29 protein-coding genes and 1 tRNA gene are annotated in these 26,808 nt (G+C 72.5%); 16 read left to right on the top strand and 14 right to left on the bottom strand.

Annotated features, from left to right (window positions below):
• Window positions 1-305: 305 nt before the first annotated feature.
• Window positions 306-1,532, bottom strand: coding sequence for an argininosuccinate synthase (locus BLW43_RS08735; protein WP_093251946.1), 1,227 nt, complete (start codon window positions 1,530-1,532; stop codon window positions 306-308).
• Window positions 1,533-1,747: 215 nt separating this feature from the next.
• Between BLW43_RS08735 and BLW43_RS08730 the strand changes: the two genes are divergently transcribed.
• The 11 genes from BLW43_RS08730 (at window position 1,748) to ureC (ending at window position 10,521) form a co-directional block, all read left to right on the top strand.
• Window positions 1,748-2,164: an Hsp20 family protein gene (locus tag BLW43_RS08730; RefSeq protein WP_093251940.1), complete on the top strand. Its 417-nt coding sequence runs from the start codon at window positions 1,748-1,750 to the stop codon at window positions 2,162-2,164.
• 37 nt (window positions 2,165-2,201) lie between these two features.
• Window positions 2,202-2,438 (top strand): DUF1150 family protein, encoded by a 237-nt coding sequence (locus BLW43_RS08725; protein ID WP_245730980.1) that lies wholly within the window; start codon window positions 2,202-2,204, stop codon window positions 2,436-2,438.
• A 127-nt stretch (window positions 2,439-2,565) separates the two neighbouring features.
• On the top strand, window positions 2,566-4,479 hold the full coding sequence (gene mutL, locus BLW43_RS08720; RefSeq protein ID WP_093251939.1) for a DNA mismatch repair endonuclease MutL: 1,914 nt from the start codon (window positions 2,566-2,568) through the stop codon (window positions 4,477-4,479).
• Window positions 4,476-5,786 (top strand): DNA recombination protein RmuC, encoded by a 1,311-nt coding sequence (locus tag BLW43_RS08715; protein ID WP_425441171.1) that lies wholly within the window; start codon window positions 4,476-4,478, stop codon window positions 5,784-5,786. Before mutL ends, BLW43_RS08715 begins: the two co-directional genes overlap by 4 nt.
• 83 nt (window positions 5,787-5,869) lie before the next feature.
• Window positions 5,870-6,856, top strand: coding sequence for an urease accessory protein UreD (locus BLW43_RS08710; protein WP_093251937.1), 987 nt, complete (start codon window positions 5,870-5,872; stop codon window positions 6,854-6,856).
• A 28-nt stretch (window positions 6,857-6,884) separates the two neighbouring features.
• Window positions 6,885-7,187, top strand: coding sequence for an urease subunit gamma (locus tag BLW43_RS08705; protein WP_093251936.1), 303 nt, complete (start codon window positions 6,885-6,887; stop codon window positions 7,185-7,187).
• Window positions 7,187-7,765, top strand: a complete 579-nt coding sequence (locus BLW43_RS08700) for an HD domain-containing protein (RefSeq protein WP_093251933.1) — start codon at window positions 7,187-7,189, stop codon at window positions 7,763-7,765. The genes BLW43_RS08705 and BLW43_RS08700 overlap by 1 nt, the downstream gene beginning before the upstream one ends.
• A 12-nt stretch (window positions 7,766-7,777) precedes the next feature.
• Window positions 7,778-7,939: a hypothetical protein gene (locus BLW43_RS23465; protein WP_175478810.1), complete on the top strand. Its 162-nt coding sequence runs from the start codon at window positions 7,778-7,780 to the stop codon at window positions 7,937-7,939.
• Window positions 7,936-8,241 carry an urease subunit beta gene (locus BLW43_RS08695; RefSeq protein ID WP_093251932.1) on the top strand — a complete coding sequence of 102 codons (306 nt, stop codon included), beginning with the start codon at window positions 7,936-7,938 and terminating at the stop codon, window positions 8,239-8,241. Before BLW43_RS23465 ends, BLW43_RS08695 begins: the two co-directional genes overlap by 4 nt.
• On the top strand, window positions 8,238-8,795 hold the full coding sequence (locus tag BLW43_RS08690) for a GNAT family N-acetyltransferase (RefSeq protein ID WP_093251930.1): 558 nt from the start codon (window positions 8,238-8,240) through the stop codon (window positions 8,793-8,795). The genes BLW43_RS08695 and BLW43_RS08690 overlap by 4 nt, the downstream gene beginning before the upstream one ends.
• 16 nt (window positions 8,796-8,811) lie before the next feature.
• Window positions 8,812-10,521 carry an urease subunit alpha gene (gene ureC / locus BLW43_RS08685; protein ID WP_093251927.1) on the top strand — a complete coding sequence of 570 codons (1,710 nt, stop codon included), beginning with the start codon at window positions 8,812-8,814 and terminating at the stop codon, window positions 10,519-10,521.
• 17 nt (window positions 10,522-10,538) lie between these two features.
• Here ureC and BLW43_RS08680 read toward each other — a convergent pair whose 3' ends face one another.
• Window positions 10,539-11,726, bottom strand: coding sequence for an FAD-dependent monooxygenase (locus BLW43_RS08680; protein ID WP_175478817.1), 1,188 nt, complete (start codon window positions 11,724-11,726; stop codon window positions 10,539-10,541).
• Between the two features lie 100 nt (window positions 11,727-11,826).
• On the opposite strand from BLW43_RS08680, the gene BLW43_RS08675 reads away from it, so the two are divergent.
• The gene (locus BLW43_RS08675) at window positions 11,827-12,138 is read left to right on the top strand and encodes a YegP family protein (RefSeq protein ID WP_093251922.1); all 312 of its coding nucleotides are present in this window, start codon (window positions 11,827-11,829) and stop codon (window positions 12,136-12,138) included.
• Between the two features lie 234 nt (window positions 12,139-12,372).
• Here the strand turns inward: BLW43_RS08675 and secA are convergent, their stop codons facing one another.
• Window positions 12,373-15,063, bottom strand: a complete 2,691-nt coding sequence (gene secA / locus BLW43_RS08670) for a preprotein translocase subunit SecA (RefSeq protein ID WP_093251921.1) — start codon at window positions 15,061-15,063, stop codon at window positions 12,373-12,375.
• 212 nt (window positions 15,064-15,275) lie between these two features.
• On the opposite strand from secA, the gene BLW43_RS08665 reads away from it, so the two are divergent.
• The 3 genes from BLW43_RS08665 (at window position 15,276) to BLW43_RS08655 (ending at window position 17,886) form a co-directional block, all read left to right on the top strand.
• Complete coding sequence (locus tag BLW43_RS08665; protein ID WP_175478816.1) at window positions 15,276-16,136, top strand: peptidylprolyl isomerase; 861 nt, start codon at window positions 15,276-15,278, stop codon at window positions 16,134-16,136.
• A gap of 104 nt (window positions 16,137-16,240) precedes the next feature.
• On the top strand, window positions 16,241-17,491 hold the full coding sequence (gene argJ / locus BLW43_RS08660) for a bifunctional glutamate N-acetyltransferase/amino-acid acetyltransferase ArgJ (RefSeq protein WP_093251912.1): 1,251 nt from the start codon (window positions 16,241-16,243) through the stop codon (window positions 17,489-17,491).
• Window positions 17,488-17,886, top strand: a complete 399-nt coding sequence (locus BLW43_RS08655) for a (deoxy)nucleoside triphosphate pyrophosphohydrolase (protein WP_093251909.1) — start codon at window positions 17,488-17,490, stop codon at window positions 17,884-17,886. Before argJ ends, BLW43_RS08655 begins: the two co-directional genes overlap by 4 nt.
• Window positions 17,887-17,985: 99 nt before the next feature.
• Here BLW43_RS08655 and BLW43_RS08650 read toward each other — a convergent pair whose 3' ends face one another.
• Entirely contained in the window at window positions 17,986-18,267 is a 282-nt protein-coding gene (locus BLW43_RS08650; RefSeq protein ID WP_093251907.1) for a hypothetical protein, read from the bottom strand.
• A gap of 279 nt (window positions 18,268-18,546) precedes the next feature.
• On the opposite strand from BLW43_RS08650, the gene BLW43_RS23460 reads away from it, so the two are divergent.
• Complete coding sequence (locus BLW43_RS23460) at window positions 18,547-18,696, top strand: hypothetical protein (RefSeq protein WP_175478815.1); 150 nt, start codon at window positions 18,547-18,549, stop codon at window positions 18,694-18,696.
• Between the two features lie 19 nt (window positions 18,697-18,715).
• On the opposite strand, the gene BLW43_RS08645 is transcribed toward BLW43_RS23460, so the two are convergent.
• The 10 genes from BLW43_RS08645 to BLW43_RS08600 form a co-directional block, all read right to left on the bottom strand.
• Entirely contained in the window at window positions 18,716-19,180 is a 465-nt protein-coding gene (locus BLW43_RS08645; RefSeq protein WP_093251905.1) for a PTS sugar transporter subunit IIA, read from the bottom strand.
• 51 nt (window positions 19,181-19,231) lie between these two features.
• Window positions 19,232-19,822 (bottom strand): ribosome hibernation-promoting factor, HPF/YfiA family, encoded by a 591-nt coding sequence (hpf, locus tag BLW43_RS08640; RefSeq protein ID WP_093251902.1) that lies wholly within the window; start codon window positions 19,820-19,822, stop codon window positions 19,232-19,234.
• 144 nt (window positions 19,823-19,966) lie between these two features.
• On the bottom strand, window positions 19,967-21,475 hold the full coding sequence (gene rpoN / locus BLW43_RS08635) for an RNA polymerase factor sigma-54 (RefSeq protein WP_093251900.1): 1,509 nt from the start codon (window positions 21,473-21,475) through the stop codon (window positions 19,967-19,969).
• 18 nt (window positions 21,476-21,493) lie between these two features.
• Window positions 21,494-22,261, bottom strand: a complete 768-nt coding sequence (gene lptB / locus BLW43_RS08630) for an LPS export ABC transporter ATP-binding protein (RefSeq protein ID WP_093251896.1) — start codon at window positions 22,259-22,261, stop codon at window positions 21,494-21,496.
• Complete coding sequence (locus BLW43_RS23920) at window positions 22,258-22,800, bottom strand: LptA/OstA family protein (protein WP_245730978.1); 543 nt, start codon at window positions 22,798-22,800, stop codon at window positions 22,258-22,260. The genes lptB and BLW43_RS23920 overlap by 4 nt, the downstream gene beginning before the upstream one ends.
• A complete protein-coding gene (gene lptC / locus BLW43_RS08620; protein WP_139284020.1) occupies window positions 22,797-23,435 on the bottom strand; it encodes an LPS export ABC transporter periplasmic protein LptC in 639 nt (212 codons plus the stop codon). The genes BLW43_RS23920 and lptC overlap by 4 nt, the downstream gene beginning before the upstream one ends.
• Before the next feature lie 71 nt (window positions 23,436-23,506).
• Complete coding sequence (locus tag BLW43_RS08615; RefSeq protein WP_093251890.1) at window positions 23,507-24,115, bottom strand: ribonuclease D; 609 nt, start codon at window positions 24,113-24,115, stop codon at window positions 23,507-23,509.
• 82 nt (window positions 24,116-24,197) lie between these two features.
• Window positions 24,198-24,284, bottom strand: a tRNA-Leu gene (locus BLW43_RS08610).
• 92 nt (window positions 24,285-24,376) lie between these two features.
• Window positions 24,377-24,784 carry an META domain-containing protein gene (locus BLW43_RS08605; protein WP_093251889.1) on the bottom strand — a complete coding sequence of 136 codons (408 nt, stop codon included), beginning with the start codon at window positions 24,782-24,784 and terminating at the stop codon, window positions 24,377-24,379.
• A gap of 136 nt (window positions 24,785-24,920) precedes the next feature.
• Complete coding sequence (locus tag BLW43_RS08600; RefSeq protein ID WP_093251886.1) at window positions 24,921-26,609, bottom strand: acyl-CoA dehydrogenase family protein; 1,689 nt, start codon at window positions 26,607-26,609, stop codon at window positions 24,921-24,923.
• Window positions 26,610-26,808: the final 199 nt, after the last annotated feature.

The following is a 26,808-nucleotide window of genomic DNA, read 5'->3' as shown; positions in this document are numbered from 1 at the left end:
ACGGCCGGCGCTACCGGATCGACCTGGAGATCTCCCCGCTCCCCGGCCAGAGCGGCGACGCGCTCCGGCTCATCGGCGTCAGCCGCCGCGTCGAGGAGCGGAAGGCGCGCGAGGCGGCGCCAGAGCAGGCGTCGAAGCCCGCCGTCGCCGCGAGAGCGGCCTCGCCGCGCCCTTCGCGCCCCATGAACCCCGCGAGGCTCTCCGCAAGCGGCTCACGCCCGACCAGCTCGCCGCAGCGCGGGCCGTCGCCGAGGCGCCCGTCCGCCGCGCACTCCCGTCATGCGCCGCCCCCCCACCCGCAGCTCTCAGCCCCTGAGCCGCCTGTCGCGGTTGGCCAGAAGCCGCAGCCGCAGCGCGTTGAGCTTGATGAAGCCCGCCGCGTCCTGCTGGTCATAGGCGCCGGCGTCCTCCTCGAAGGTCACATGCGCTTCGGAGTACAGCGAATGGTCCGACCAGCGCGCCACGACGCTGGCCGCGCCCTTGTAGAGCTTCACCCGCACCGTCCCCGACACATGCTCCTGGCTGCGGTCTATGGCGGCCTGCAGCATCTCGCGCTCCGGGCTGAACCAGTAGCCGAAATAGATCAGCTCCGCGTAGCGCGGCATCAGCTCGTCCTTGAGATGCGCCGCGCCGCGGTCGAGCGTGATGCTCTCGATCCCGCGATGGGCCGCCAGCAGGATCGTGCCGCCCGGCGTCTCGTAGACGCCGCGGGACTTCATGCCGACATAGCGGCCCTCGACAAGGTCGAGCCGCCCCACGCCGTGCTTCGCGCCCAGTTCGTTGAGCTTCGTCAGCAGCATGGCCGGCGACAGCCGCTCGCCGTTCACCGCGACCGCGTCGCCGCGCTCGAACCCGATCTCGACCATCTCCGGCGTGTCGGGCGCGTCCTCCGGCGCCACCGTGCGCTGGCAGACGTAGTCCGGCGCCTCCTGCGAGGGGTCTTCCAGCACCTTGCCCTCGCTTGAGGTGTGCAGGAGGTTCGCGTCCACGCTGAACGGCGCCTCGCCGCGCTTGTCCTTGGCGATGGGGATCTGGTTGGCCTCGGCGAACTCCAGCAGTCGCGTGCGGGAGGTCAGATCCCACTCCCGCCACGGCGCGATCACCTTGATGTCGGGCTCCAGCGCATAGGCGCTCAGTTCGAAGCGCACCTGGTCGTTGCCCTTGCCGGTCGCGCCGTGCGCCACCGCGTCCGCGCCGGTCTCGCGCGCGATCTCGACGAGGTGCTTCGAGATCAGCGGCCGAGCGATCGCGGTGCCGAGCAGGTAGAGCCCTTCATAGACCGCGTTGGCCCGGAACATCGGGAACACGAAGTCGCGCACGAACTCCTCCCGCACGTCGCGGATGAAGATGTTCTGCGGCTTCACGCCCAGCAGCTCCGCCTTGGCGCGCGCGGGCTCCAGCTCCTCGCCCTGGCCGAGATCGGCGGTGAAGGTCACCACCTCGCAGCCGTATTCGGTCTGCAGCCATTTCAGGATGATCGAGGTGTCGAGCCCGCCGGAATAGGCGAGCACGACCTTCTTCGGCTTGTTCATGGATGAGCCCCCGGCGTCGCGCGATGCGCGCCTGTCTAGGCGCGCGCGCCGCGCGGAGCAAGGCGACGTCGCCCCCGAAGGCCCCGCGGCGCGGCCCGGCGCGGCGCCGTCCTGGCCGGGCGAGTTGCGCCGCCGAAATCCAGCCACCATATCTTGCGTGATCGGCGCCGCTCACGGGCCGGTCGCGTCGGTCGCTTTCAGTGCAAAGGGCTCGCATGACACGGTTGAATTTCGCGGCGCACCCGTTCCTGCTGGGGTTCGAGGATCTCGACCGCCTGGTTGAACGAACCGCCAAGAGCGGGGACAGCTACCCGCCCTACAACATCGAGCAGCGGGGCGAGACCGCCTACCGCATCACGCTCGCGGTCGCCGGCTTCAGCGAGAACGATCTCGCGATCACGCTGGAGGATCGCCAGCTCGTGGTCCGCGGCCGCGCCGCGCGCGAGGGCGAGGCGGAGCGCGTCTACCTGCACCGCGGCATCGCAACCCGGCAGTTCCAGCGCGTGTTCGTGCTGGCGGACGGGATGGAGGTGACCGGGGCGCATCTCGACTGCGGCATGCTCCATGTGGACCTCGCCCGCAGCGCGCCCGAGAGCGTCGTTAAGACCATCGCCATCAAGAAGCCGGCCTGATGGGCGGCGAGATGGCTGAGTTTTGTCAGGAGTACGCATGATGGACCATCCCAGTCTTCCCCAGAACGGCCCGGCGCAGGGCCCGGAGCGGATCGTCTACATCCGCACCGTGCCGGCGAGCGAGCTGCCGCAGGAGGCGCGCGAGCGCATCGGCGACGCCACGATCTACGCCATCCACGACGCCGAAGGCGCGCGGCTGGCTCTGGTGGCCGACCGCGACCTCGCCTTCACCGTCGCGCGCCAGCATGAGATGACGCCGGTCAGCGCGCACTGAGCGCGCTCGCGGCGGCGGCCGGCGCGCGCTCAGGCGCGTCCCGGCGCCGGCCGCACCCCCCCCCAGACGCCGCCGACTTCCGACGAAGGCTGGCGTCAGCCCTGCCGTTCATGCTACCCATAGTGGCATGACGGCGCATGATCGCAACATCTCCGCTCCGCGCATACGGCGTCTCTCGGAGGCCGTTGCGAATCGCATCGCCGCGGGCGAGGTGATCGAGCGCCCGGCCGCCGCGGTGAAGGAGCTGGTGGAGAACGCGCTCGACGCCGGCGCCGCCAACATCGCCATCGACATCGCCGGGGGCGGCGCGCGGCTGATCCGCGTGTCCGACGACGGCGCGGGGATGACCGCGGCGGAGCTGCCGCTGGCGCTGGAGCGCCACGCCACCTCCAAGATCGACGGATCGGACCTTCTGGCGATCGCCAGCTACGGCTTCCGCGGCGAGGCGCTGCCCTCCATCGCCGCGGTCGCGCGGCTGTCGCTCGTCAGCAGGGCCGCCGGGGCCGCCGAGGCCTGGGGGATCGAGGCGGAGGCCGGGAGGCTCGGGGCCGCGAAGCCGGCGGCGCGGGCGGCGGGCACCGAGGTCTGCGTGCGCGACCTCTTCTTCGCGACGCCTGCCCGCCTGAAATTCCTCCGCTCCGAACGCGCCGAGCGGGCCGAGATCGTCGAAGCCGTGAAGCGCCTCGCGGTCGCCGCGCCGACCGTGGGCTTCGTCCTGCGCGAGGTGGAGGACGGCGCCCGCATCCTGTTCGACGCGCCGGCCGAGCATGTCGGGCCCGACACCGGCGATCTGTTCGACGCGCGGTTGAAGCGGCTGCGCCGCGTGCTCGGCCCGGCCTTCGCCGAGGACGCCGCACGGGTCTGCGCCGAGCGCGAGGGGCTGCGGCTGCAGGGCTGGTGCGGGCTGCCGACCCACGCCCGCGCCGGGGCCGTCGCACAGCATCTGCTGGTCAACGGCCGCCCGGTGCGCGACCGGCTGATGGTCGGCGCCCTGCAGGCGGCCTACGCCGACCTGCTGCCCTCCGGGCGACGCCCGGTCGCGGCGCTCTACTTCTCCTGCGAGCCGGCGCGGGTGGACGTGAACGTGCACCCCGCCAAGACCGAGGTGCGGTTCCGCGAGCCCGGCGTCGCGCGCGGGCTGATGGTCGGCGCGGTGCGGGCGGCGCTGGCGGAGGCGGGCTGCCGGCCGGCGCGAGCGCTGTCGGACGCCGCGCTCGGGCGGGTCCAGGCGCCGGCGCCGGGGGGCGCGGCGCGGGTCTCCGCGGGGCTGTGGCCGGCGCGGGGCGGCTGGTCGGGGCATGTTTCGCAAGGGCTGGCCGAGGCGGCGGACGCGTTTCAGCGGCCTGCGCAGCATCTCGACGGGCATCCTGCGGCGGAGAGCGCGGCGGGGTGGGGCGCAAGGCCGGTCGAGGCGGCGCACAGCGACGGAGCCAGGGGCGAGGGCGAAGCCGCCGAGACGCCCGGTCCGCTGGGCGTGGCGGTGGCCCAGATCCACGACGCCTACATCGTCACGCAGACTGCCGACGGCATGGCGCTCGTCGACATGCACGCCGCCCATGAGCGGCTGGTCTACGAGCGCCTCAAGCGGTCGCTCGACGCCGGCGGCGCGGCGGCGCAGGCGCTGCTGATCCCCGAGATCGCCGAGTTGGGCCGCGAGGACGCCGAGAACCTGCTCGCCCGCGCCGACGAGTTCTCCCGGCTCGGGCTGGTGCTGGAGCCGTTCGGCGCCGGCGCGGTGGCGGTGCGCGCCACGCCCGCCGCGCTCGGCCCCTGCGACGGCGCGGCGCTTGCCCGCGACCTCGCCGACGAGATCGCCGACATGGATCGCGCCGACGGGCTGCGCGCGAGGCTCGACTCGGTGCTGAGCCGCATGGCCTGCCACGGCTCGGTGCGCTCGGAGCGCAGGCTCTCGGGGCCGGAGATGGACGCGCTGCTGCGCGCGATGGAGGCCGAGCCGCTCTCGGGCCAGTGCAACCATGGCCGGCCCACGGTCGTCGCGCTCAGCCTCGCCGACATCGAGACGCTGTTCGGCCGGCGATGAGCGGAGCGGCTGAGGGCGTGGGCGCAGAGCTCGCCGCGCTGTGGGCGCGGCTGCTCGCGGAGCCGCAGCTCCAGATCGCGGCGGCGCTGGCGGCGATGGCGCTGGTCGCGCTGTGGGCCGCGCTCGCGGCGCGGCGGGCGGGGCTGGCCTCGGCGGCGCTCTCGGCGGAGATCGCGGCGCTGGCGGTGGCCGCGCGCGGCCTCGGCGCCGGCCAGCAGCAGCTCGCCGGGGGCCTGCGCCACGTCTCCGAGGCGCAGGGCGCGGCGCAGGCGCGCATGGCCGAGAGCATGGAGCGCCGGCTGGAGGAGGTGCAGCGCCGCATGGGCGACACGCTGCACGGCTCGGCGAGCCGCACGGCCCGCGCGCTGGGCGAGCTGCAGACGCGGCTGGAGGCCATCGACCGGGCGCAGACCAACATCGAGCGCCTCTCGGGCGACGTGCTCGGGCTGCAGGACATCCTCGCCAACAAGCAGGCGCGCGGCGCGTTCGGGGAGATTCAGCTGCTGGACATCGTGTCCAAGGCCCTGCCGCCGGACGGCTGGTCGGCGCAGGCGACGCTGGCCGACGGGCGGCGCGTGGACTGCCTGATCCATGCGCCCTGGCCGCCGGGGCCCATCGCGGTGGACGCGAAGTTTCCGCTGGAGGCCTACGAGGCGCTGGTCGCCGCCGAGGGCGAGCGGGAGAAGCGCGAGGCGGCGCGGGCCTTCGCGGCCTCGGTGCGCAAGCATGTCCGCGACATCGCGGAGCGCTACGTCGTTCCCGGCGAGACGGCGGACGGCGCGCTGATGTTCCTGCCGTCGGAGGCGGTCTACGCCGAACTGCACGCCCGCCACGGCGAGGTCGTGCGCGAGGGCTTCGCCCTGCGCGTCTGGATCGTCTCGCCCACGACGCTGATGGCCACGCTCACCACCCTGCGCGCGGTGATGAAGGACGCGCGGATGGCCGCGCAGGCCGGCGCGATGCGGCGCGAGCTGGGGCTGTTGCACAAGGATGTCGAGCGGCTGATGACGCGGGTCGGCCGGCTCGACACGCATTTCGAGCAGGCGCGCCGCGACGTGGAGGAGATCCGCGTCTCCGCCGAGAAGGCCGGCGCGCGGGCGCTGCGGCTGGAGGCGGCGGATTTCGGCGAGCAGCCGCAGGCGGATGCCGGCGTCGCGGCCCCGCGCAGCCACGGAGCGAACGGCGCGCAGAGCGACGCGGGCGGCGAGGCGTCGCCGGCGAACGGGGCGGGCGCCGGGGCTGCGCCGAGGCCGACGCCGTCCGGCGCTCCCAGCGCGGCGCCGGAAAACGCGGCGCCGGGCGCCTAGGAACAAGGCAACGCGCTGGATGCGACGATGGTCGCGCCCCAAGCCTCTCGCAAGCGGCGCGGCGGGGTTCTAGCGTCGGTCCCATGTTGATCGCGCCCGTCCATCCCGCAGACCTCGACCGCCGCCCACCCGACCGCCCCGCCGCAGACAGCGGCGAGGCCGGCCGCCGCGCGCCGGACGGGCTCGCCGCCTTCGCGCCGGGCGATCAGCCGCGCGCGCGCGGCCGGGCCGCGGTGTCGGGGCGGCTGCGGGACGGGGCGAGCCGCGTGGGGCGGCTTGAGCAGCAGGGTTCGGCGCGCTGCATGCTGCCGGCCGTGCCGGGGCGGCTGGAGGCGGTGCTGCTCAACACCGCCGGCGGCGTGACCGGCGGCGACATCTTCGCATGGGAGGCCGAGGCCGAGGCCGGCGCCTTCCTGACCGTCAGCACCCAGGCCGCCGAGCGCGCCTACCGCGCGCAGACCGGCGAGACCGGCCGCGTCGACGCGACCTTGCGCCTGGGCCCAGGCGCCCGACTCGACTGGCTGCCGCAGGAGACGATCCTCTTCGACGGGGCCGACCTCGCGCGGCGCTACGAGGTGGTCATGGCCGCCGACGCGCGGCTGCTGATGGTCGAGCAAGTCGCGCTCGGCAGGCTGGCGATGGGCGAGACGGCGCCGCGGGCGCGGCTGCGCGACGTCTGGCGGGTGCGCCGCGACGGGCGGCTGATCTTCGCCGACGCGCTGCGGCTCGACGGCGCGGCGCCCGCCGTCTCGCTCGACGGGCCCGGCTGCTGGGCCGGCGCCCGCGCCGCCGCCACCGTGCTCTACGTCGCGCCGGACGCGGAGGACCGGCTCGGCGCCGCCCGCGCGGCGCTGGGCGACGCGGGCCGCGCGCTCAACGGCCTCGACGCCGGCCGCGGCGGCGCGCCGTGCCCGGCCCCGCCCCCCGTCCCTTCCGGCGGCGCGAGCGCGTGGCGCGGGATGCTCGTCGCCCGCCTGCTGGCGCCGGACGCCTGCGCCCTTCGCGCCGCGCTCATGCCCCTGATCCACGCCCTGCGGGACGCCGCGCCGCCGCGCGTCTGGCGTCTCTGATCCCCATGCCCGACCCCGAGGACCGACGATGAAGCTGACCCCCCGCGAAAAGGACAAGCTGCTGGTCTCCATGGCCGCGGAGGTGGCGCGGCGCCGGCTCGCCCGCGGCGTGAAGCTCAATCACCCCGAGGCCATCGCGCTGATCACCGATTTCGTGGTGGAGGGCGCGCGCGACGGGCGCACCGTCTCCGACCTCATGGCCGCCGGCGCCGGCGTCGTGTCGCGCGCGCAGGTCATGGAGGGCGTGTCGGAGATGATCCACGACGTTCAGGTGGAGGCGACCTTCCCCGACGGCACCAAGCTCGTCACCGTCCACCACCCGATCCGCTGATGATCGACCTCGTCCGCATCGCTGACGCCTATGCGCTGGCGGCGCACGGCCATGCCGGTCAGACGCGCAAGGGGCCGGGCGACATTCCGTACATCAACCACCCCTGCGACGTGGCGGCGCTGGTGGCGCGCCATGGCGGGTCGCCTGAGGCGGTGCTCGCGGCGGTGCTGCACGACATGGTGGAGGACACGGACGCCACGGTGGCGGGGCTCGCCGAGCGGTTCGGCGCCGAGGTCGCCGGCGTCGTCGATGAGCTGACCGACCGGGAGGGGTGGGAGGCGCTGCCGCTGGCCGAGCGCAAGGCGCTGCAGGCGGCGCATATCCGCGGGGCGTCGGCGTCGGCGCGGCTGGTGAAGCTGGCCGACCAGACCTCGAACGTCGCCGATCTCGCGCAGATGCCGGCGGCCAAGAATCGCGCGCGCAACCGCGTCTATCTCGACGGCGCGCGGGCGATCGCGGCGGCGTGCCAGGGCGTCTCGCCCGGTCTGGAAGCCGAATTCGAGAAGGCATCGGCCGCGCTTGAGGCGGCGCTGGAGCAGACGGGAAGCGGGCCGCGACAGGGCGGCGCGCAGCAGTAAGGAGAGTTTTCGATGATCATCATGCTTCCGGCGGCGCTGCTCGCGCTCGCGCCCGCCCTCGCCGTCGCCCATGACGGGCCGGCGGGCCACCTGCATCCGCACGGGGCCGAGGGCGTCGCGCTGGCGCTGGCCGCGGCGGCGGTCGCCTGGGTCGTTCTGCGGCGGGCGCGATGATCCCCGGCGAGGTGATCGTCGCGGAAGGCGACATCGAGCTGAACGCCGGCCAGCCGACCGTGACGCTGGAGGTCGCCAACACCGGCGACCGCCCGGTGCAGGTCGGCAGCCACTACCATTTCGCCGAGACCAACCCCGCGCTCAGCTTCGACCGCGAGGCCGCGCGCGGCATGCGGCTGGACATCGCCGCCGGCACGGCGGTGCGCTTCGAGCCCGGCCAGCGCCGCGAGGTGACGCTGGTTCCCTACGGCGGCGACCGCAAGGTGTTCGGTTTCAATCAGAAAGTGATGGGGGCGCTGTGACGGGCGAGGCGGCGATCGCGGTGCGGCCGGCCCGCGGCGCCGACGACATCGCCGCCGCGACTCGTCTGGCCTGGGAGTTCGTGGACTTCCTGAACCACCGCTACCCAGAGATGCGCGAGGAGATCGCGGCCTATCTCAAGGACCAGCGCTTCGCGGAAATGCTCGCCGAGTTCCCGCGCTGGTTCAACCCGCCGGCGGGCGAGTGCATGCTCGCGACCCGTGACGGATTGGCCATAGGCATCGTGATGCTGAAGCCCTCCACGGCGCCGGCGGCGGGGCGGGCCTGCGAGATGAACCGCATGTTCGTCACGCCGTCGGCGCGCAGGCTCGGCGTCGGGCGGGTGCTGTGCGCCGCGCTGATCGCGGAGGCCGCGCGGCTCGGCTACGACGAGATGCGCCTCAGCGCGCTCGACCGCCACGACGAGGCGCTGCCGCTCTACCGCTCGCTCGGCTTCGCGCACGACCGCCACGCTCCGCCGAGCCCGGCAGGCGCGCGGGCCATAGACATGAAACTGAGCCTGCCTTCGCTCGCCCCCTCGGCCCCCGCCCCCTGAGCTTCCGGAGACGCCCATGGCCCGCATCCCCCGCCACGACTACGCCGCCATGTTCGGCCCCACGACCGGGGACCGGGTGCGGCTGGCCGACACCGACCTGTTCATCGAGGTGGAGCGCGACCTCACCACCTATGGCGAGGAGGTGAAATTCGGCGGCGGCAAGGTGATCCGAGACGGGATGGGGCAGAGCCAGCACCCGCGCGCCGCCGGCACGGTCGACACCGTGATCACCAACGCACTGATCGTTGACTGGACCGGGGTCTACAAGGCCGATGTCGGCCTGCGCGACGGGCGGATCGTCGCCATCGGCAAGGCGGGCAACCCCGACACGCAGCCGGGCGTCGACATCGTCGTGGGGCCGGGCACCGAGGCCATCGCCGGCGAGGGGCGCATCCTCACCGCGGGCGGCTTCGACAGCCACATCCACTTCATCTGCCCGCAGCAGATCGAGGACGCGCTGGCGAGCGGCATGACGACGATGCTGGGCGGCGGCACCGGCCCCGCGCACGGCACGCTCGCCACCACCTGCACGCCGGGGGCCTGGCACATCGGGCGGATGCTGCAGGCGTTCGACGCCTTCCCGATCAACCTCGCACTGTCGGGCAAGGGCAACGCCAGCCTGCCGGCGGCGCTGGAGGAGATGGTGTTCGCCGGCGCCTGCGCGCTCAAGCTGCACGAGGACTGGGGCACGACGCCGGCGGCCATCGACTGCTGCCTGAGCGTGGCCGACGCGATGGACGTGCAGGTGATGATCCACACCGACACGCTCAACGAGTCGGGCTTCGTGGAGAACACGCTGGCGGCGATCAAGGGCCGCACCATCCACGCCTTCCACACCGAGGGCGCCGGCGGGGGCCATGCGCCCGACATCATCAGGGTGTGCGGCGAGGCGAACGTCATCCCGTCCTCCACCAACCCCACGCGGCCCTTCACGGTGAACACCATCGACGAGCATCTCGACATGCTGATGGTGTGCCACCACCTCGACCGCTCGATCCCCGAGGACGTGGCCTTCGCGGAAAGCCGCATCCGGCGCGAGACCATCGCGGCGGAGGATATTTTGCACGACATCGGCGCGTTCTCGATCATCGCCAGCGACAGCCAGGCGATGGGGCGCGTGGGCGAGGTGGCGATCCGCACCTGGCAGACGGCGCACAAGATGAAGGTGCAGCGCGGGCGACTGCCGGAGGAGACGGGCGACAACGACAATTTCCGCGTGCGGCGCTACATCGCGAAATACACGATCAACCCCGCCATCGCGCATGGCATGAGCCACGAGATCGGCTCGGTCGAGGTCGGCAAGCGCGCCGATCTGGTGCTGTGGGACCCCGCCTTCTTCGGCGTGAAGCCCGAGATGGTGCTGGTCGGCGGCACGATCGCGGCGGCGCAGATGGGCGACCCCAACGCCTCGATCCCGACGCCGCAGCCGGTCTATACAAGGCCGATGTTCGGCGCCTATGGCCGCGCCGTCGAGCGTGGCCCCGTCACCTTCGTCTCCGCCGCGGCTGCGGAGGCGGGCGTCGGCCGGGCGCTGGGTCTCGCGAAAGACGTGGTGGCGGTGAAGAACACCCGCGGCGGCATCGGCAAGGCCGCGATGAAGCTGAACGCCGCCACCCCGAAGATCGAGGTCCACCCCGAGACCTACGAGGTGCGCGCCGACGGCGAACTGCTGACCTGCCAGCCGGCGGAGGTGCTGCCGATGGCGCAGCGGTATTTCCTGTTCTGAGCTCCGCCGCCCCCGGCTCACGCCGGCTCGACATGGCCGTAGAGCCAGTCGAGCCGGCCCATCGCGAGAGCGGGCGCAAGCCGCGCCCCGAGGCCCAGAACGCCCCGGCGCAGCGCGCGCGCCGGGCCCGGCCGCTGGTGGAACAGCCCCGCATTGGCCCGCGCCCGCGCCTGAACGGCCTCCGCCCGGCCCCGGCGCGCGGCCTCGTAGGCCGCCAGCGCCGCCTCCACCCCGTCGGGCCGCGCCCCGCGCAGCAGCCGCGCCAGCGCCGCGCCGTCCTCGATCGCCTGCACCGCGCCCTGCGCCATGAAAGGGAGCATCGGGTGGCAGGCGTCGCCCAGCAGCGCCGTGCGGCCCCTGCTCCATGAGGGCGGCGGCGGCCGGTCGAAGAGGCCCCAGAGGAAGCACCGCTCCACCGCCGCCAGCAGCGGCGCCGCCGCCCAGCCCGCGAAGGCCGCGCGCATCTCGTCGGGGGCTCCCGGCGCCGACCAGCTCTCCGCCGTGCGCCCATCGCCCTCCCACGAGGCGCGCTCGACCACCGCCACGACGTTGACCAGGGCGCCGGCGCGCAGCGGATAGGTCACGAGATGCCGCCCGGCGCCAGCCCACACGGTCGCCTCAGGCTTCGCCCAGCCGGGCGCCGCCTCCGCCGGCACGGTCGCGCGCCATGCGACATGGCCGAGGAACCTTGGCGAAACCGGGCCGAACAGCGCCGCGCGCAGGGTCGAGCGCACGCCGTCCGCCGCGAGCACGACGTCGGCCTCCTCGGCGCCCTGCCCCAGCAGCAGCGCGCCGTCCGCCGCGCCGGTCGCACGGGCGCCCAGCCGCAGCCGTGCGCCCGCCGCCGCCGCCGCGTCGCGCAGCGCGGCCAGCAGGTCGGCGCGGTGAACCTGGAGGTAAGGCGCGCCCCAGCGCCGGACCGCCGCGGCGCCGAGCGGCAGCGAGAAGATCAGCCCGCCGTCCTCGCCCCGCCGCATCGCCGCCGCCTCCGGCGCGACGGACTGTCGCGCGACGGCCTCCAGCGCCCCCACCCGCGCCAGAAGCCGCGCGCCGTTGGGGCTGATCTGGATGCCGGCGCCCACCTCGCCGAGCGCCGGCGCCGCCTCGCACACCGTCACGTCGAGCCCCGCCCGCGCCAGCGCCGCCGCCGCGAACAGGCCGCCCAGCCCCGCGCCGGCCACCGCCGCCTTCAACCGTCGCGCCATGCCGCCGCTCCCCGTTGCGCCTGACCGCAATGTATTGTTGCGCATCGCGCCTGCCGCGCACAATCTGGGACCGTCGGAAACAACGTCATGGGAGGGGCGCATGGCCGGAGAAAAGGACAGCTTCGAGGTCTACGAGGACAAGCGCGGCGAATGGCGCTGGCGGCGCAAGGCCTCCAACGGCCAGATCGTCGGCGCCGCCTGCGAGGGCTACAAGAACCGCGCCGACTGCGAGGCCAACATGAACCGCGGCGCCAACGCGTCGGACAAGTGGGAGTTCTACGAGGACAAGCGCGGCGAATGGCGCTGGCGGCGCAAGGCCTCCAACGGCCAGATCGTCGGCGCCGCCTCCGAAGGCTACAAGGCGCGCCGCGACGCCGAGGCCAACGCCGAACGCTTCGGCTGGAGCCCCTGAGCGGGCCGACGCGACGGCGCGGCCGAGGGCCTGAAACGAGCCGAAGAGGGGCGATTTCGCGCCCCTTCGCATTTCGCGCTGTCCTCGCGTCGAACGCAGCGCAAAGGCCAGACGCCAGAGCGTGTTAGGCCTCGACTTGCCGCCCGTTGCGCCCATGGCGCTCCGAACATTGGTCGCGGCGCGACGACTTCGCGGGGCCCCAATGCGCCCAGCCGCGCTGCGACTCTGTCGCCGTCAGAGCCGCCCGTGGCAGTGCTTGAACTTCCTGCCCGAGCCGCAGGGGCAGGCGTCGTTGCGGCCGACCCGGCCCCAGGTGTCGGGGTTCGCGGGGTCCACGCCCTCGACCTGCGGACGGTCCGCCGAGGCCTGGCCGACGATGTCGCCCGCCAGCGCCATTTCCTGCGACGGCGCCATCGCCTGCGCAGGCGGCTGGGCGGGCGGCGGCGGCGCGGCGAGGCGCACATGGCTGAGCTGGCCCGTCACCTCGAAGCGCAGCCGGCTCAGCAGGCTCTCGAACAGCGAGAACGCCTCCGACTTGTATTCGTTGAGCGGGTCGCGCTGCCCATAGCCGCGCAGACCGATCACCGATCGGAGATGATCGAGCGTGACGAGATGCTCCCGCCACATCGTATCGACGGTCTGCAGCAGCACCGCCTTCTCGATCTGGCGGCTGATGTCGGAGCCCATTTCGGCGTTCTTCTGGGCCGCCGCCTTGTCGGTCTCGGCGTAGAGCCGCTCGCGGATGGTCTCGTCATCGACGCCTTCTTCCGCCGCCCACTGCTCGATGGGCAGCTCGCGACCGAAATACTTGGCGACCTCGGTGTGAAGGCCCTTCGCATCCCACTGCTCCGCATAGGCGCGCTCGGGGATGTGGCGCGCGACAAGCTCGCCGATCACGTCGTGGCGCATGTCCTTCACCGTGTCGGATAGGTCGCCCGCCTCCATGATCTCGCGGCGCTGAGCGAAGATCGCCTTGCGCTGGTCGTTCATGACGTCGTCGAACTTCAGCAGGTTCTTGCGGATGTCGAAGTTGCGCGCCTCGACCTTGCCCTGCGCCTTCTCGATGGCCTTGTTCACCCAGCGATGGACGATCGCCTCGCCTTCCTCCAGGCCGAGGCGCTGGAGCATGGAATCCATGCGTCCGCCGCCGAAGATGCGCATCAGGTCGTCCTCCAGCGACAGGAAGAACGACGAGCGCCCCGGGTCGCCCTGACGGCCCGAGCGACCGCGGAGCTGGTTGTCGATGCGCCGGCTCTCGTGGCGCTCGGTGCCGATCACCCAGAGGCCGCCGGCGGTCAGCGCCTGCTGGCGCAGCGCCTCGGTCTCCTCCTCCACCCGCGCGGTGATCGAGGCGACCTTCTCGGGATCGGCCTCCTCGCCGACCTGCTCGGCGACAGCCATCTCGACATTGCCGCCGAGCTTGATGTCGGTGCCGCGCCCAGCCATGTTCGTGGCGATCGTCACCGCGCCGGGCCGCCCGGCCTGCGCGACGATGAACGCCTCCTGCTCGTGATACCGCGCGTTCAGCACCTTGTGCGGCACGCCGGCGGCCTTGAGCGCCTCGGAAAGCTGCTCGGACTTCTCGATCGAGGTCGTGCCGACGAGGATGGGCTGGCCGCGGCGGCGCCCGTCCTTGATCGCCTCGATGATGGCGTGGGTCTTCTCGCGGCCCGTCCGATACACCTGATCGTCGTCGTCGACGCGCGCCACCGGCACGTTCGTCGGTATCTCGACCACGTCGAGCCCGTAGATCGAGTGGAATTCCTCCGCCTCGGTCAGCGCCGTGCCGGTCATGCCGCCGAGCTTGTCGTAGAGCCGGAAGTAGTTCTGGAAGGTGATCGACGCCATGGTGACGTTCTCGGGCTGGATCGGGCAGCCCTCCTTCGCCTCCACCGCCTGGTGCAGGCCGTCGCCCCAGCGCCGCCCGTCCATCATGCGGCCGGTGAACTCGTCGATGATGACGACCTTGCCGTTCTTGACGATGTAATCCTTGTCACGCGTGAACAGCTTGTGCGCCCGCAGCGCCTGATTGACGTGGTGCACGATGCTGACGTTCTCGGGGTCGTAGAGGGTCGCGCCCTCCTTGACCAACCCCGCCTCGCGCAACTTCTCCTCGATGAATTCGTTGCCATCCTCGGTGAGGATGGCGCTGCGCTGCTTCTCGTCGACTTCATAGTGCTCGGGGGCCAGCGACGGCATCAGCGCATCGACGCCGACATAGAGCGTGCTCTGATCCTGCGCCGGGCCGGAGATGATGAGCGGCGTCCGGGCTTCGTCCACGAGAATCGAGTCGACCTCGTCCACGATGGCGTAGGCGTGCCCGCGCTGCACCATGTCCTCGAGCCGGAACTTCATGTTGTCGCGCAGATAGTCGAAGCCGAGTTCGTTGTTGGTCGCATAGGTCACGTCGCAGGCATAGGCCTCGCGCCTGTTGGCGTCATCGATACCGGGAACGATGACGCCCGTCGTCAGACCAAGAAAACCATAGACCTTCGACATCCAGGCGGCGTCGCGTCGCGCCAGATAGTCGTTGACGGTGACGACATGCACGCCCCTGCCGGTCAGAGCGTTGAGATAGACCGGCAGCGTGGCGACCAGCGTCTTGCCCTCGCCGGTCTTCATCTCTGCGATGCGGCCCTGATGCAGCATGATCCCGCCGACGAGCTGCACGTCGAAGGGCCGCAGGCCCAGCGCCCGCCTCGCGGCCTCGCGCACCGCGGCGAAGGCTTCGGGCAGCAGCGCGTCGAGGCTCTCGCCGGCGGCGACGCGGGCGCGGAACGCCTCGGTCCGGGCGGCCAGCGCGGCGTCGCTCAGCGCCGACATCTCCGGCTCGAGCGCGTTGATCTGCGCCACCGTCTTCCGGGCGCCCTTGACCTTGCGGTCGTTGGCGGTGCCGACAAGCTTCCTAGCGATGAGCCCGAACATGCCGAGACCTACTCCATGCAACGCCCACCGGACCGTCCGCGCGCCCGGCGCGTCCCAAATTCGCACGCCGAAACATGCTTGTCCGTGAACGGCGCGCGGCTTATGTGCGGGTCGTCTCCGGTCGCGGCCCGCGCGAGAGGTAAGCAACGGCCTCTGGCGAGTCAACGCCGCGACCGATCATGCCCGGCGCAGGCCCGCGCCCAGGAGGTTTCATGCTCTCTCTCTCCCGCTCCGCAGCCCGCGCCACGCGCGTCGCCGCTCTCGTCGGGCTCGCGCTCGCCGGCCCCGCCGCCGCGCAGGACGCGGCCGGGCCGGACACCGTCGTGGCGACCGTGGGCGGCGCTTCGGTGACGCTCGCCGACGTGCAGGCGGTGATGTCCGAACTGCCCGCGCAGTACAGGCAGGCGCCTGACGACGTGCTCTACGACTACATCCGCCAGCAGCTCGTGGACCAGCGCCTGCTCGCCGCCGCGGCCGAGGCCGACGGCCTCGCCGACGAGCCCGCGGTGGCGCAGTCGCTGCGACTCCAGCGCGAGGGGCTGCTCTCGCAGGCCTACGTCTCGCGGCAGGTCGAGGAGAGAATGACCGAGGAGGCGCTGCGCGAGGCCTACCAGACGCGCATCGAGACCGCGCCGGCCGTCGCGGAGGTCCGCGCCAGCCACATCCTCGTCGCGTCCGAGGAACTCGCGCAGGAAGTCCGCGCGAAGATCGAGGAGGGCGCCAGCTTCGCCGACATGGCGACCGAGTACGGCACCGACGGCACAAAGAACCAGGGCGGCGATCTGGGCTTCTTCACCCGCGACATGATGGTGGCGCCCTTCGCCGACGCCGCCTTCGCGATGGAGGTCGGCGCCGTCTCCCAGCCGGTGCAGACCCAGTTCGGCTGGCACCTCATCGAGCTGACCGACCGCCGCGAGCAGCCCAAGCCGAGCTTCGAGGAGGTCCGCGAGGCGCTTGAGCAGGAACTCGGCTCCGCCGCCGCGCAGGAGATCGTGCAGAGCGTGCGCGCCGGGGGCGATTTCGAGATGGTCGAGGACCGCCCCGGTCTCGACGCGCTCCGCGCCGCCGAGTGACCCCGCCCCGCAGCGCGCCTTCGCGGCGCGCTGCGGATTCGGGCCATCGCGGCGCTCCGTCGGCGCGCCGCCACCCCCCCTCACGGCAGGAGCAGACGCCGGCCATGGCCAAGATCGAAGCCGCATCGCCGTTCGCGCCGGCGCGTTTCCCGGACCTGCCCCGCGTCGCCGGGCTGAGGCTTTCGGCCGCCCGCGCCGGCGTGCGCTATCGCGATCGTGACGACGTCGGCCTCGCCGCGCTGCCCGAGGGCTCGACGGTCGCGGGCGTCTTCACCACCTCGCGCACCCGCTCCGCGCCGGTGCTCTGGTGCGAGGCGCGGCTGGCGGCGCGCGGCGACGCGCGCGCGCCGGCGGCCTTCATCGTCAACGCCGGCAACTCCAACGCCTTCACCGGCGCCAACGGCGTCGAGGGCGCGCGCCGCATGGCCGCGGCCGGCGCGCTGGCCGGCGGCGCCGCGCCGGAGGATGCGTTCGTAGCCTCCACCGGCGTCATCGGCGAGCCGCTGCCCGTCGAGCGCATCGAGGCGGTCTGCGACGCGCTGGCCGGCGCGCTCTCGGCGGACGCATGGGAGCCCTTCGCCCGCGCCATCATGACGACCGACACCTTCCCCAAGGGCGCCGGCCGCACCGTGACGCTCGACGGCGTCGAGGTCGCCGTCGCCGGCGTCGCCAAGGGCTCGGGCATGATCGCGCCCGACATGGCGACCATGCTCGCCTTCGTCTTCACCGACGCCGCGATCGCCCAGCCGATCCTGCAGCGGCTGCTGATCGAGGGCGCCGACGCGAGCTTCAACGCGATCACCGTCGACGGTGACACCTCCACCTCCGACACGCTGCTGCTGGGCGCCACCGGCGCCAGCGGCATGACCGAGATCGCGTCCGGGGACGACCCGCGCCTGCCGGCGTTCCGCGAGGCGCTGAACGGCGTGCTGACCGACCTCGCCCACCAGGTCGTGAAGGACGGCGAGGGCGCCACGAAGTTCGTCGCCGTGACCGTGACCGGCGCCGAAAGCGTCCGCGCCGCGCGCCGCATCGGCCTCAGCATCGCCAACTCGCCGCTGGTCAAGACCGCCTTCGCCGGGGAAGATCCCAACTGGGGCCGCATCGTGATGGCCGTCGGCAAGTCGGGCGAGGCCGCCGACCGCGACCGCCTCGCCATCCGCTTCGGCGACATTCTGGTGGCCGAGAAGGGCTGGGTCGCGCCGGGCTACCGCGAGGCCGACGCCGCCGCCTACATGAAGCGGGCGGAGCTTTCGGTCAGCGTCGATGTCGGCGTGGGCGCGGCGTCGGCGACGGTGTGGACCTGCGACCTCACCCACGCCTACATCGCGATCAACGCGGACTACCGCTCTTGAGGCTGGTGCTCGTCGCCGCCTGCGCGCTGGTGGACCCTGACGGCCGCGTGCTGCTGGCGCAGCGGCCGGAGGGCAAGGCGCTCGCCGGGCTCTGGGAGTTTCCCGGCGGCAAGCTTGAGCCCGGCGAGACGCCCGAAGCCTGCCTGATCCGCGAGCTTGCCGAAGAACTGGGCGTCGACACCTGGGCGAGTTGCCTAGCGCCGCTGAGCTTCGCCAGCCACGGCTACGACGATTTCCACCTGCTGATGCCGCTCTATGTGTGTCGGAGATGGGCGGGAACGGCGCAGGGCCGCGAGGGTCAGGCGCTGGCGTGGGTCCAGCCCCGGCGGCTCGCCGACTATCCGATGCCGCCCGCCGACCGACCGCTCGTCGCTGCGCTGCGCGACCTGCTCTAGAGCGTCTTGCGCGCTGGCTGGATCGGTGGGAGGCATATTCGCCGCGGCACGGCGACTGCGCAGAGCGGCGGACCCGACCCGGTCAGGTCGACGGGCGCCCTAGCGGAACCGGCGCGCGGCTTCGCCCGGTCGCCGGGACAGCCCCACGAGCGCCACGGCGCCGACAAGAGCCCCCTGCCCCGCCAGGAAGGCCGCCAGCGGCAGGTCGAAGAATCGGGTGGCGACGGCGTCCGCCGCCACGAACGCGATGACGGTGACGATCGCCCAGCCGATCACCAGAGGCGCGATCCCCCAGAAGGTCAGCCCCTGGTCGCCTGCCAGAGCGTCCCGATCCGGAAACTCGCGGCGATCATCCCTGACGTGCCATTTCCCCGTGAACATTCCATGCCCCTGTTCGGAATGACATAATCGGTAAATGACGCCCTTAGTGCCGGCGTCGGGCACGATTATTCCACAACCCGATTGTGCACATGAAGAACCTTGCGCGCCATGGCGCCTTGGTGGCGCCCGGCAACCCATGGAGGGCCCGTCGCAGGAATTTCACAAACTGCCTTGCGGATGTGCGAATCCCAGTTAATCATGCTTGAACGGTAGGCGTATAGAAGCATAGGCGAGTACTGGCCGCTGCCTCCGCGAAGCACCCGAGGGAAGGAAACCCGCATGTACGCCACGATCCAGCTTTCTCCCTACATCTTCGTGCAAGGCGAAGTCACGCGGCGGCTGCCCTGCGGCAAGGTCGCGATCCGTCTGCGCGGCGGAGAAGTCGTCGGCGCGCCCCTGCGCGGCGCGCAGCCGGCCGTCGCCGGCTGAGAGACTTGCGGCGCGCCGCTCAGGCGGCGCGCGTCTGGACCTTCTCGCTGAGCACGGCGTGGAGCGCGCTCTGTTCGGTGCAGGAGCGCAGCTTGGCGCACACGCCGCCGTCGCGCAGCGCCCTAGAGACGCGGGCGAGCGCCCGCAGATGGTCGGCGCCGGCGTCCTCCGGCGCGATCAGCGCGAAAACCAGGTCCACCGGCAGTCCGTCCGCGGCGTCGAAGTCCAGCGGCTTGTCCAGCTTCACGAAGACGCCCCGGATGTCCTCCACCCCGGCCAGCCGCGCATGTGGGGCTGCGACGCCGCGCCCCATGCCCGTGCCGCCGAGCTTCTCGCGGTCCATCAGCGCCTCGAACACCGAGCGCGGATCTAGGCCGTAGACCTCGGCCGCCTTTGCGGCGATGTCGTTGAAGAGCTGCTTCTTGGACGAGGCCCGGCTCTGCCGGCACACGGCCTCTAGAGCCAGAAGGTCGCGAATTTCCAAGCTATCCTCCCGTGTCGAGGCGTATCGGCCGCGTGCGCCGAACGGTCGGCGTCAAGCGGCGCCGTCCACGAGATTCTCCGGGTCCACCCAGCCGATATTGCCGTCCTCGCGCCGGTAGACGACGTTCAGCCCGCCATGGCGCTGGTTGCGGAACATCAGGAACGGCGCGTGCGCCAGCTCCATCTGCATCACCGCCTCGCCGACCGAGATCTTCTGGATGTCCATCCGCATCTCGGCCACGATCACCGGGTCGAGGCTGGGCGGCTCGGACGCCTCGTCGTCGCCCTCATGGGCGGCGATGACGTAGGCCGAGGCCGGCGACGCCTCGATCGGCTCGCCCCGCGCGGCGTGGTGGTCCTTCAGCCGGCGCTTGTAGCGCCGCAGCTGCTTGTCGATGCGCTCGACGCAGGCGTCGCACGCCGCGTAGATCTCCGGCGCCGCGGCGCTGGCCTGCGCCACGAGCCCGGTCGGCAGGTGAACGAGCGCGTCGCAGCGGAAGCTGTGGCCGTCGCGCGAGAACGTGACCTGACTGTTCACGGCCCGTCCGGCGTATTTGTCCACCGCGCCGACGAGGCGCTCCTCGACATGGACGCGTAGCGCGTCGCCGATGTCGATCTGCTTGCCGTTGATCTGGATTTGCATCGCCTGTCCTGACGTTCAGACCGGGGCTCGGCCAACTCCGACCGACCCCCCGTCACCCATCCGTCATGAAGACCCTGACGGGGGCGTGAGGGCGGAACCTAGTTTCGTCGCAATTCCGAGTCAATCGCGCTGGCCGCCCCGCGGTCAAAGGGCTGCGCGCGCGCGGCGCCGGCGGTCCACAGAGGACGGAATCCTCATTGCTTCCCGATACTTGGCCACAGTGCGACGCGCCAGCTCCACGCCCTCGGCCTTCAGCGCGGCGACGATGTGATCGTCGGAGAGCGGCTTTCCGGGCGTCTCGGCCGCGATCATCGCGCGGATGCGCTCGCGCACCGCCTCCGCCGAGAGCGCGGCGCCGCCGTCGCTGGCCGCCAGCGCCGTCGTGAAGAAGAACTTGAGCTCATAGAGGCCGCGCGGCGTCGCCATGAACTTGTTCGCCGTGACGCGGCTCACCGTGCTCTCGTGGACCGACACGGCCTCCGCCACCTGCCGCAGAGTCATCGGCCGCAGCCCGCTCACCCCTTCCTCGAAGAACGCCGCCTGGGTGCGCACGATCTCCGTCGCCACGGTCAGGATGGTGCGCGCGCGCTGGTCGAGGCTGCGCTGCAGCCAGCTCGCCGACTGGGCGCATTCGGCGAGGAACAGCCGCGCCTCGCGCCCCTTCTCGCCGCTCGCCGGCCCCGCGCGCTCGCGCACCCGCGCGGAGTAGCTGCGGTCGACCAGCAGGCGGGGCAGCGCCTCGGCGTTCATCTCGACCCGCCAGCCGCCGAAGCCGTCCTGGCTCACCAGCACCTCGGGCGTGACGAGGTCGGCGTGGCCGCCGCCGAAGCGCAGCCCGGGCCGCGGGTCGAGCGCGCGCAGCTCCGCCAGCATGTCGCGCAGGTCGTCGCGGTCCACGCCGCAGAGCTTCGCCAGCCGGTCCGCCGGCGCGCCGGGCAGCGCCGCGAGATTGTCGAGCAGCGCGCGCATGGCGGGGTCGAGGCGGTCGCGCTCCGCCAGCTGCAGCGCGAGGCATTCCGCAAGGCTTACGGCGCCCACCCCGGTCGGCTCGCAGGCGCGCAGCGCCGCCAGCGCGGCGGCCATGGTCGCGGGCCCGGCGCCGAGCCGCGCGGCCAGATCGTCGAGGTCGACGCGCAGGTAGCCGTCCTCGTCCAGCTCGCCCGCCAGCGCCTCCGCCGTGGCCCGCGCCGCCGACGACAGTCGCGCCAGCGCAAGCTGCGCGCACAGGTGCTCGGCCAGGCTGACCGGCGCGGCCATGCCGCCATCGCCCTCGAACGCCTCGAAATCGCTGCGCCCGCCGGCGCCGGGCGAGCCGCCGGGGCCCGCCGCGGGCGGACCGGGCGGCGGCGCGGGTGGCGCGGCGTCGGGCTCGAACAGGTTCTCGCGCCCAGTGTCGAAATCGGCCACGGCGCCGGGGTCATCGCGCCGTATCGCCGCATCGACCGCCGGGCGCTCGCCCGCGGTCGGCGGCGCGCGCTCGGCGTCGCCGGAGCCGTCATGCAGGCTGAGCAGCGGGTTGCGCTCGACTTCCGAGGCGAGGAAGGAGGAAAGCTCCAGCGTCGACATCTGCAGCATGGCGATGGCCTGCCGCAGCTGCGGCGTCATCACCATCTGCTGCGCGTGGCGCAGCTCCAGCCGCTGACGCATGCTCATGCCGTCACGCGTCCGCGCTCAGATGCGGAACCGCTCACCGAGATACACGCGCCGAACATCGGCGTCCTCCACAACGGCGTCCGGCGCCCCGCTCATCAGAACACGGCCGTCATGCAAGATATAGGCCCGATCGATAATCGAAAGTGTCTCCCGCACATTGTGGTCGGTGATCAGCACTCCGATGCCGCGGTCCTTGAGGTGGGCGACGAGCTGGCGGATGTCGCCCACCGCGATCGGATCCACCCCCGCGAAGGGCTCGTCGAGCAGGACATAGGCGGGGTCGGAGGCGAGGCAGCGGGCGATCTCCACCCGCCGCCGCTCGCCGCCCGACAGCGCCACCGCCGGCGTCCGCCGCAGATGGGAGATGGAGAACTCCGCCAGCAGCTCCTCCAGCCGGTGCTGGCGCGCGTCGCGGTCGCTCACCGCGATCTCGAGCGTGGCGGAGATGTTGCCCTCCACCGTCAGGCCCCGGAAGATGGAGGCCTCCTGCGGCAGGTAGCCGAGCCCCAGCCGCGCGCGACGGAACATCGGCAGGCGCGTCACGTCCCGCCCGTCCAGCGAGATCATGCCGGCGTCGGGCTGGATCAGTCCGGTGAGCATGTAGAAGCAGGTCGTCTTGCCGGCCCCGTTCGGCCCCAGCAGCCCGACGACTTCGGCGCGGCGCAGGTCGAGGTCCACGTCGCGCACCACCGGGCGGCGGCGGTAGCTCTTGCCCAGCCCCCGCGCGCGCAGGCCGGGCCCATCGGCGCCCGCGCCGCTTTCCGCCAGGGGGCTGGCGAGGTTCACGGCGACGCGCCGCCGTTGGTCGCCGGGCGGAACACAGACTGCACGCGGCCGCCTTCGATGCGGCCCTGCCCGGCGTTGAGGTCGACCGTCAGCCGCTCGCCGCGGATCGCGTTCTCGCCCTGGCTCAGCACGACGCCGCCGCCCATGGTCACGACGCCCTCGGCGACCGAATACTCCGCCCAGGCGCCGCGCGCGGTCTCGGCGCCGGAGCTCAGGAACACGTCGCCCTCGGCCCGCAGCCGGTCGATGTCGCCGTCCGACGGCTCGGCGCCCTCCGGCGCGACATACCAGACGTCCAGCGTCTGCGAGGTCAGCCGCAGCCGCCCCTGCCCCGCCACCACGTCGCCGGAGAAGGTCGCGCGGCCGTCGGCCTGGCTCACCTCCAGCGCGTCGGCGGTGATCTCGATGGGCTCAGAGCTGTCGTGCCTGAAGCCGCCGAAGGGCGAGCCTGCCGCCTGCGCCGAGGCCGAGCCCGCAGCTACGCCCCAGACGAGGGCCGCGCCCAGCGCCGTCGCGATCGTCGCCGTCCTGAATCTCACCGATCAGCCTCCCCGCGCGCAGCCTGCGGATCGATGCGCACCCGCACGCCGCCGCTGAACCTCACATGCCCCGCGCCGTCGCGACGCGACGCCTCCAGCGCCTGCGCCTCGATGGTCCCTGCGGGACCGGACCCGCGCACCGGCCCCTCCGCCCGCATGGTTCCGGCCGCAAGGTCCGCCTCCGCGCGGGTCACGGTGAGGATATAGCCGTCGCTGGTGCGCGCCGTCACCCCTCCCGAGAGGCTGAGCCGCTCCTCCTTGGGGCGAAGTTCGCCGCCGTCGGCCGAAAGCGTCAGCCGCCGCCCGCCCGCAGCGCCCTCGCCGTCGCCATGGCCTTCGCCATGGCCGTCGAGCGAGATCCCGCCCACGACGGGGCCGAGTTCGATCACGCTCGGGTCCGGCCCATCCGGCAGCGCCCATTCCGCCCGCACCTCGAAGGGCGCGCCCGCGTCCGTCCTGCCGGTGAAGCGGGGCGAAGTCAGCCGCAGCCCGTCCGTCGCGCTGAAGGTGACGCCGGACATGCCGAGGCCCTCGCCCCGGTCGCGCCCGGTCGCGAAGAACAGCGCCGCGACCAGAGCCAGCGCGCCCAGCGGCAATGCGATCTTGAGAACCCTGACGACGCCGCTTCGTGTCACGCGCACCACGCTTTTGGAAATGTTCCGCCGTGAATGTTCCGGGCCAGACTGATCAGCGGACGCCGTGCAGGCTAGTGGGCGAATATGTCCGTTTCGGGCCATCCGGCGAGGTCGAGCGCGGCCCGGTCGGGCAGGAAGTCGAAGCAGGCCTGCGCCAGCGCCATGCGGCCCTCGCGCTCCAGCATCGCCGTCAGCGCCTCGCGCAGCCGGTGCAGATGCAGCACGTCGGAGGCCGCATAGGCCGCCTGCGCCTCGCTCAGCGTCGCCGCTCCCCAGTCGGACGTCTGCTGCTGCTTGGAGATGTCCACGCCGAGCAGGTCCTGCGTCAGGCTCTTCAGCCCGTGGCGGTCGGTGAAGGTGCGCGCGAGCTTCGACGCGATCTTGGTGCACCAGACCGGCCGCGCCGTCACGCCGAAGCGGTGCGCCAGCACGGCGATGTCGAAGCGCCCGAAATGGAACAGCTTCAGCGTGTCGGGGTCGGCCAGCAGCGCGGCGAGTCTCGGCGCCTCGGTCTGCTCGCGGGAGATGCGCACCAGATGCGCCGTCCCGTCGCCGGACGACAGCTGCACGAGGCACAGGCGGTCGCGATGCGGGTTCAGCCCCATCGCCTCGGTGTCGATGGCGACGACGGGCCCCAGATCGAGCCCCTCCGGCAGATCGCCCTCATGGATCGTGATCATCGCGCCCCCTGCCGGCCCGGCGCCGCGGCGCCTCTCAAACGAAACGGCCGCCGCCCCGTCAGGGGTCGGCGGCCGGTTGCGATGGTGCCCAGGAGAAGACTCGAACTTCCACTCCCTTTCGAGAACCAGCACCTGAAGCTGGCGCGTCTACCAATTCCGCCACCTGGGCGCAGCGCGGCCCGAAAGCCCCTGCGAGGCGCGTGAGTATGCCCCGCGCGGGGCCGTGTCAACGGGCGATCGCGCGCTGGCGCGGCGACGGTTTCACTCGACCCGCCGCAGGGTCATGAGCCGCGCGCCGCCCGCGTCGAGAAAGCTCAGCGCGTCGCCGTCCGCCGCGAGGGATGCGGCGTCGGTCAGCGCGCCGAGGAAGGCCTGCTCCTCCGCCAGCGCCGGGCAGGCGCGGCGCGTCGACGCGATCGGGCCGATCTCCACCTGCGCGCCGTTCTGACGAAATCCGCCGAACCAGCTGTTGCAGGGGCCGGCCCCGGTCGCCCGGTCGCCCGCGACGTTGAAGGTGGAGGGCGCGGTCGCCGCCGCGCCGCCCAGCGTCTCCAGCATCCAGGTTCCGCCGTCCAGCGCCGGCGGCCCCGACGGCGCCGCCGGCGGCTGCGCCGCGCAGGCGGCGAGCGCCAGCGCCGCCGCCAAGTGGATGACCAGCCAATGCGTCATGTCCGCCCCCTCCCAGTTCTGCGGACACACGAAAGGCTCCCCCGCGCCGCCGCGCAAGGGAGCCTTCTCGGCGAGCGCCGCCGGGGCGGTGGGCCGGGACGGGCGGGCTGGGGCGGGCGGGCTGGGGCGGAGCGGCTCAGGCCGTCTCCAGCAGCCGCCGCGCGATCACCTGCGCCTGAATCTCGGCGGCGCCCTCGAAGATGTTGAGGATGCGCGCGTCGCACAGAACGCGGCTGATCGGATACTCCAGCGCGAAGCCGTTGCCGCCGTGGATCTGCAGGGCGTTGTCCGCGCAGGACCACGCGACGCGGGCGCCCAGCAGCTTCGCCATGCCGGCCTCAAGGTCGCAGCGCCGCTCGGCGTCCTTCTCGCGGGCGGAGAAATAGGTGAGCTGCCGCGCCACCATGATCTCCACCGCCATCATCGCCAGCTTGGAATAGACCCGCGGGAACGCGATCAGCGGCTTGCCGAAGGCGCTGCGCTCCTGCGCGTAGCGCAGCCCCAGCTCCATGGCGCACTGCGCCACGCCCACGGCGCGCGCCGCGGTCTGGATGCGGGCGCTCTCGAAGGTCTGCATGAGCTGCTTGAAGCCCTGCCCCTCCACGCCGCCGAGCAGCGCGTCGCCCGGCACGCGGTGGTCGTCGAGCGAGAGGGTGTATTCCTTCATGCCGCGGTAGCCGAGCACCTCGATCTCGCCGCCGGCGATGGTCGCGTCGGGGAACGGGTGGTCGCAGTCGCCGCGCGTCTTGGGCGCGAGGAACATCGACAGGCCGCGATAGTCGGTCGTGTCGGGGATGGTCCGGGCCAGCACAGTCATGACGTCGGTGCGGGCGCCGTGGGTGATCCAGGTCTTGTTCCCGGTGATCACCCAGGCGTCGCCGTCCCTGCGCGCGCGCGTCCTGAGCGCGCCGAGGTCGGAGCCCGTGTTCGGCTCGGTGAACACCGCCGTCGGCAGCACCTCGCCGGAGGCGAATTTCGGCAGCCATTCCTCCTTCTGGGCCTGCGTGCCGCCGCAGATCACCAGCTCTGCGGCGATCTCGGTGCGGGTGCCCAGCGAGCCGACGCCGATATAGCCGCGCGAAAGCTCCTCGGAGACGACGCACATCGCCGTCTTGCCCATGCCGAAGCCGCCGAATTCCTCCGGGATCGTCAGCCCGAAGACGCCCAGCTCCGCCATCTCCGTGATGATGGCGTCGGGGATAAGCTCGTCCTTGAGATGCCATTCGTGGGCGTGCGGAACCACCTTGTCGTCGGCGAAGCGCCGGAACTGGTCGCGCACCATCTCGAACTCGTCGTCGAGGCCGCAATCGCCGAAGGTCGCCGCGCCGCCGCGCTCGGCCATCAGTGCGACGAGCCGCTTGCGCGCGGCGTCGGTGTTTCCCTCGGCGATCAGCCGATCGACCGCCTCGCCCTGCAGCGAGACGCCGAGATCGGACAGCCGCGCCATCTCGCCCTGGCTCATCGGCAGGCCGCCGCGCAGCTGCGCGAGATACTCGCCGAACGCGATCTGCAGGATCAGCAGCTCCATCTCGCCGAACTTGTTCTCGGCGTCGAGGCGCTTCGCCCAGTCGGCCATCTCGCGCAGCGATTCGCCATAGGTCGCCGCCCAGGCCAGCGCATGCGCGGCGTACTGGTCGGCCTCCAGCGCGCTGTTGGAGATGCGCGCCCGCCCGCTCTCGTCGGCGGAGGAGACGCGGGCCTTGAGCCCCGACTTCGCGCCGGCGAGCGCAGCGTCGACCGCCGCGACGGCGGCCTCGGCGAGAGCGAGCGCGTCGAAGGGTCCGTCGGCGTCGAGCGGAGCGGCGAGCGGCGTGGCGACGTTCATGGGCGACCCCCGGCAGGCTTGAGAGGCGCGCCGACGCTGCGGCGCAATAGTTCCTTCGCTGATGCGGCGAGACCTAGCGCCTCGCGGCCCGCCAGTCAACGCCGGCGCAACTTCGTTGCCTGATCAAGCATCCCGTCAGAACATTGTTGCGGTCAACTTTCGGCACTTGCCGCTCGCGCGCCCCGCGCATTGACCTTGC

The sequence above is a fragment of the Rubrimonas cliftonensis genome (assembly GCF_900107585.1).
GTDB lineage: Bacteria > Pseudomonadota > Alphaproteobacteria > Rhodobacterales > Rhodobacteraceae > Rubrimonas > Rubrimonas cliftonensis.
Note: the sequence above shows the minus strand (reverse complement) of the source record. Positions and strands in the feature narration are given on the sequence as shown.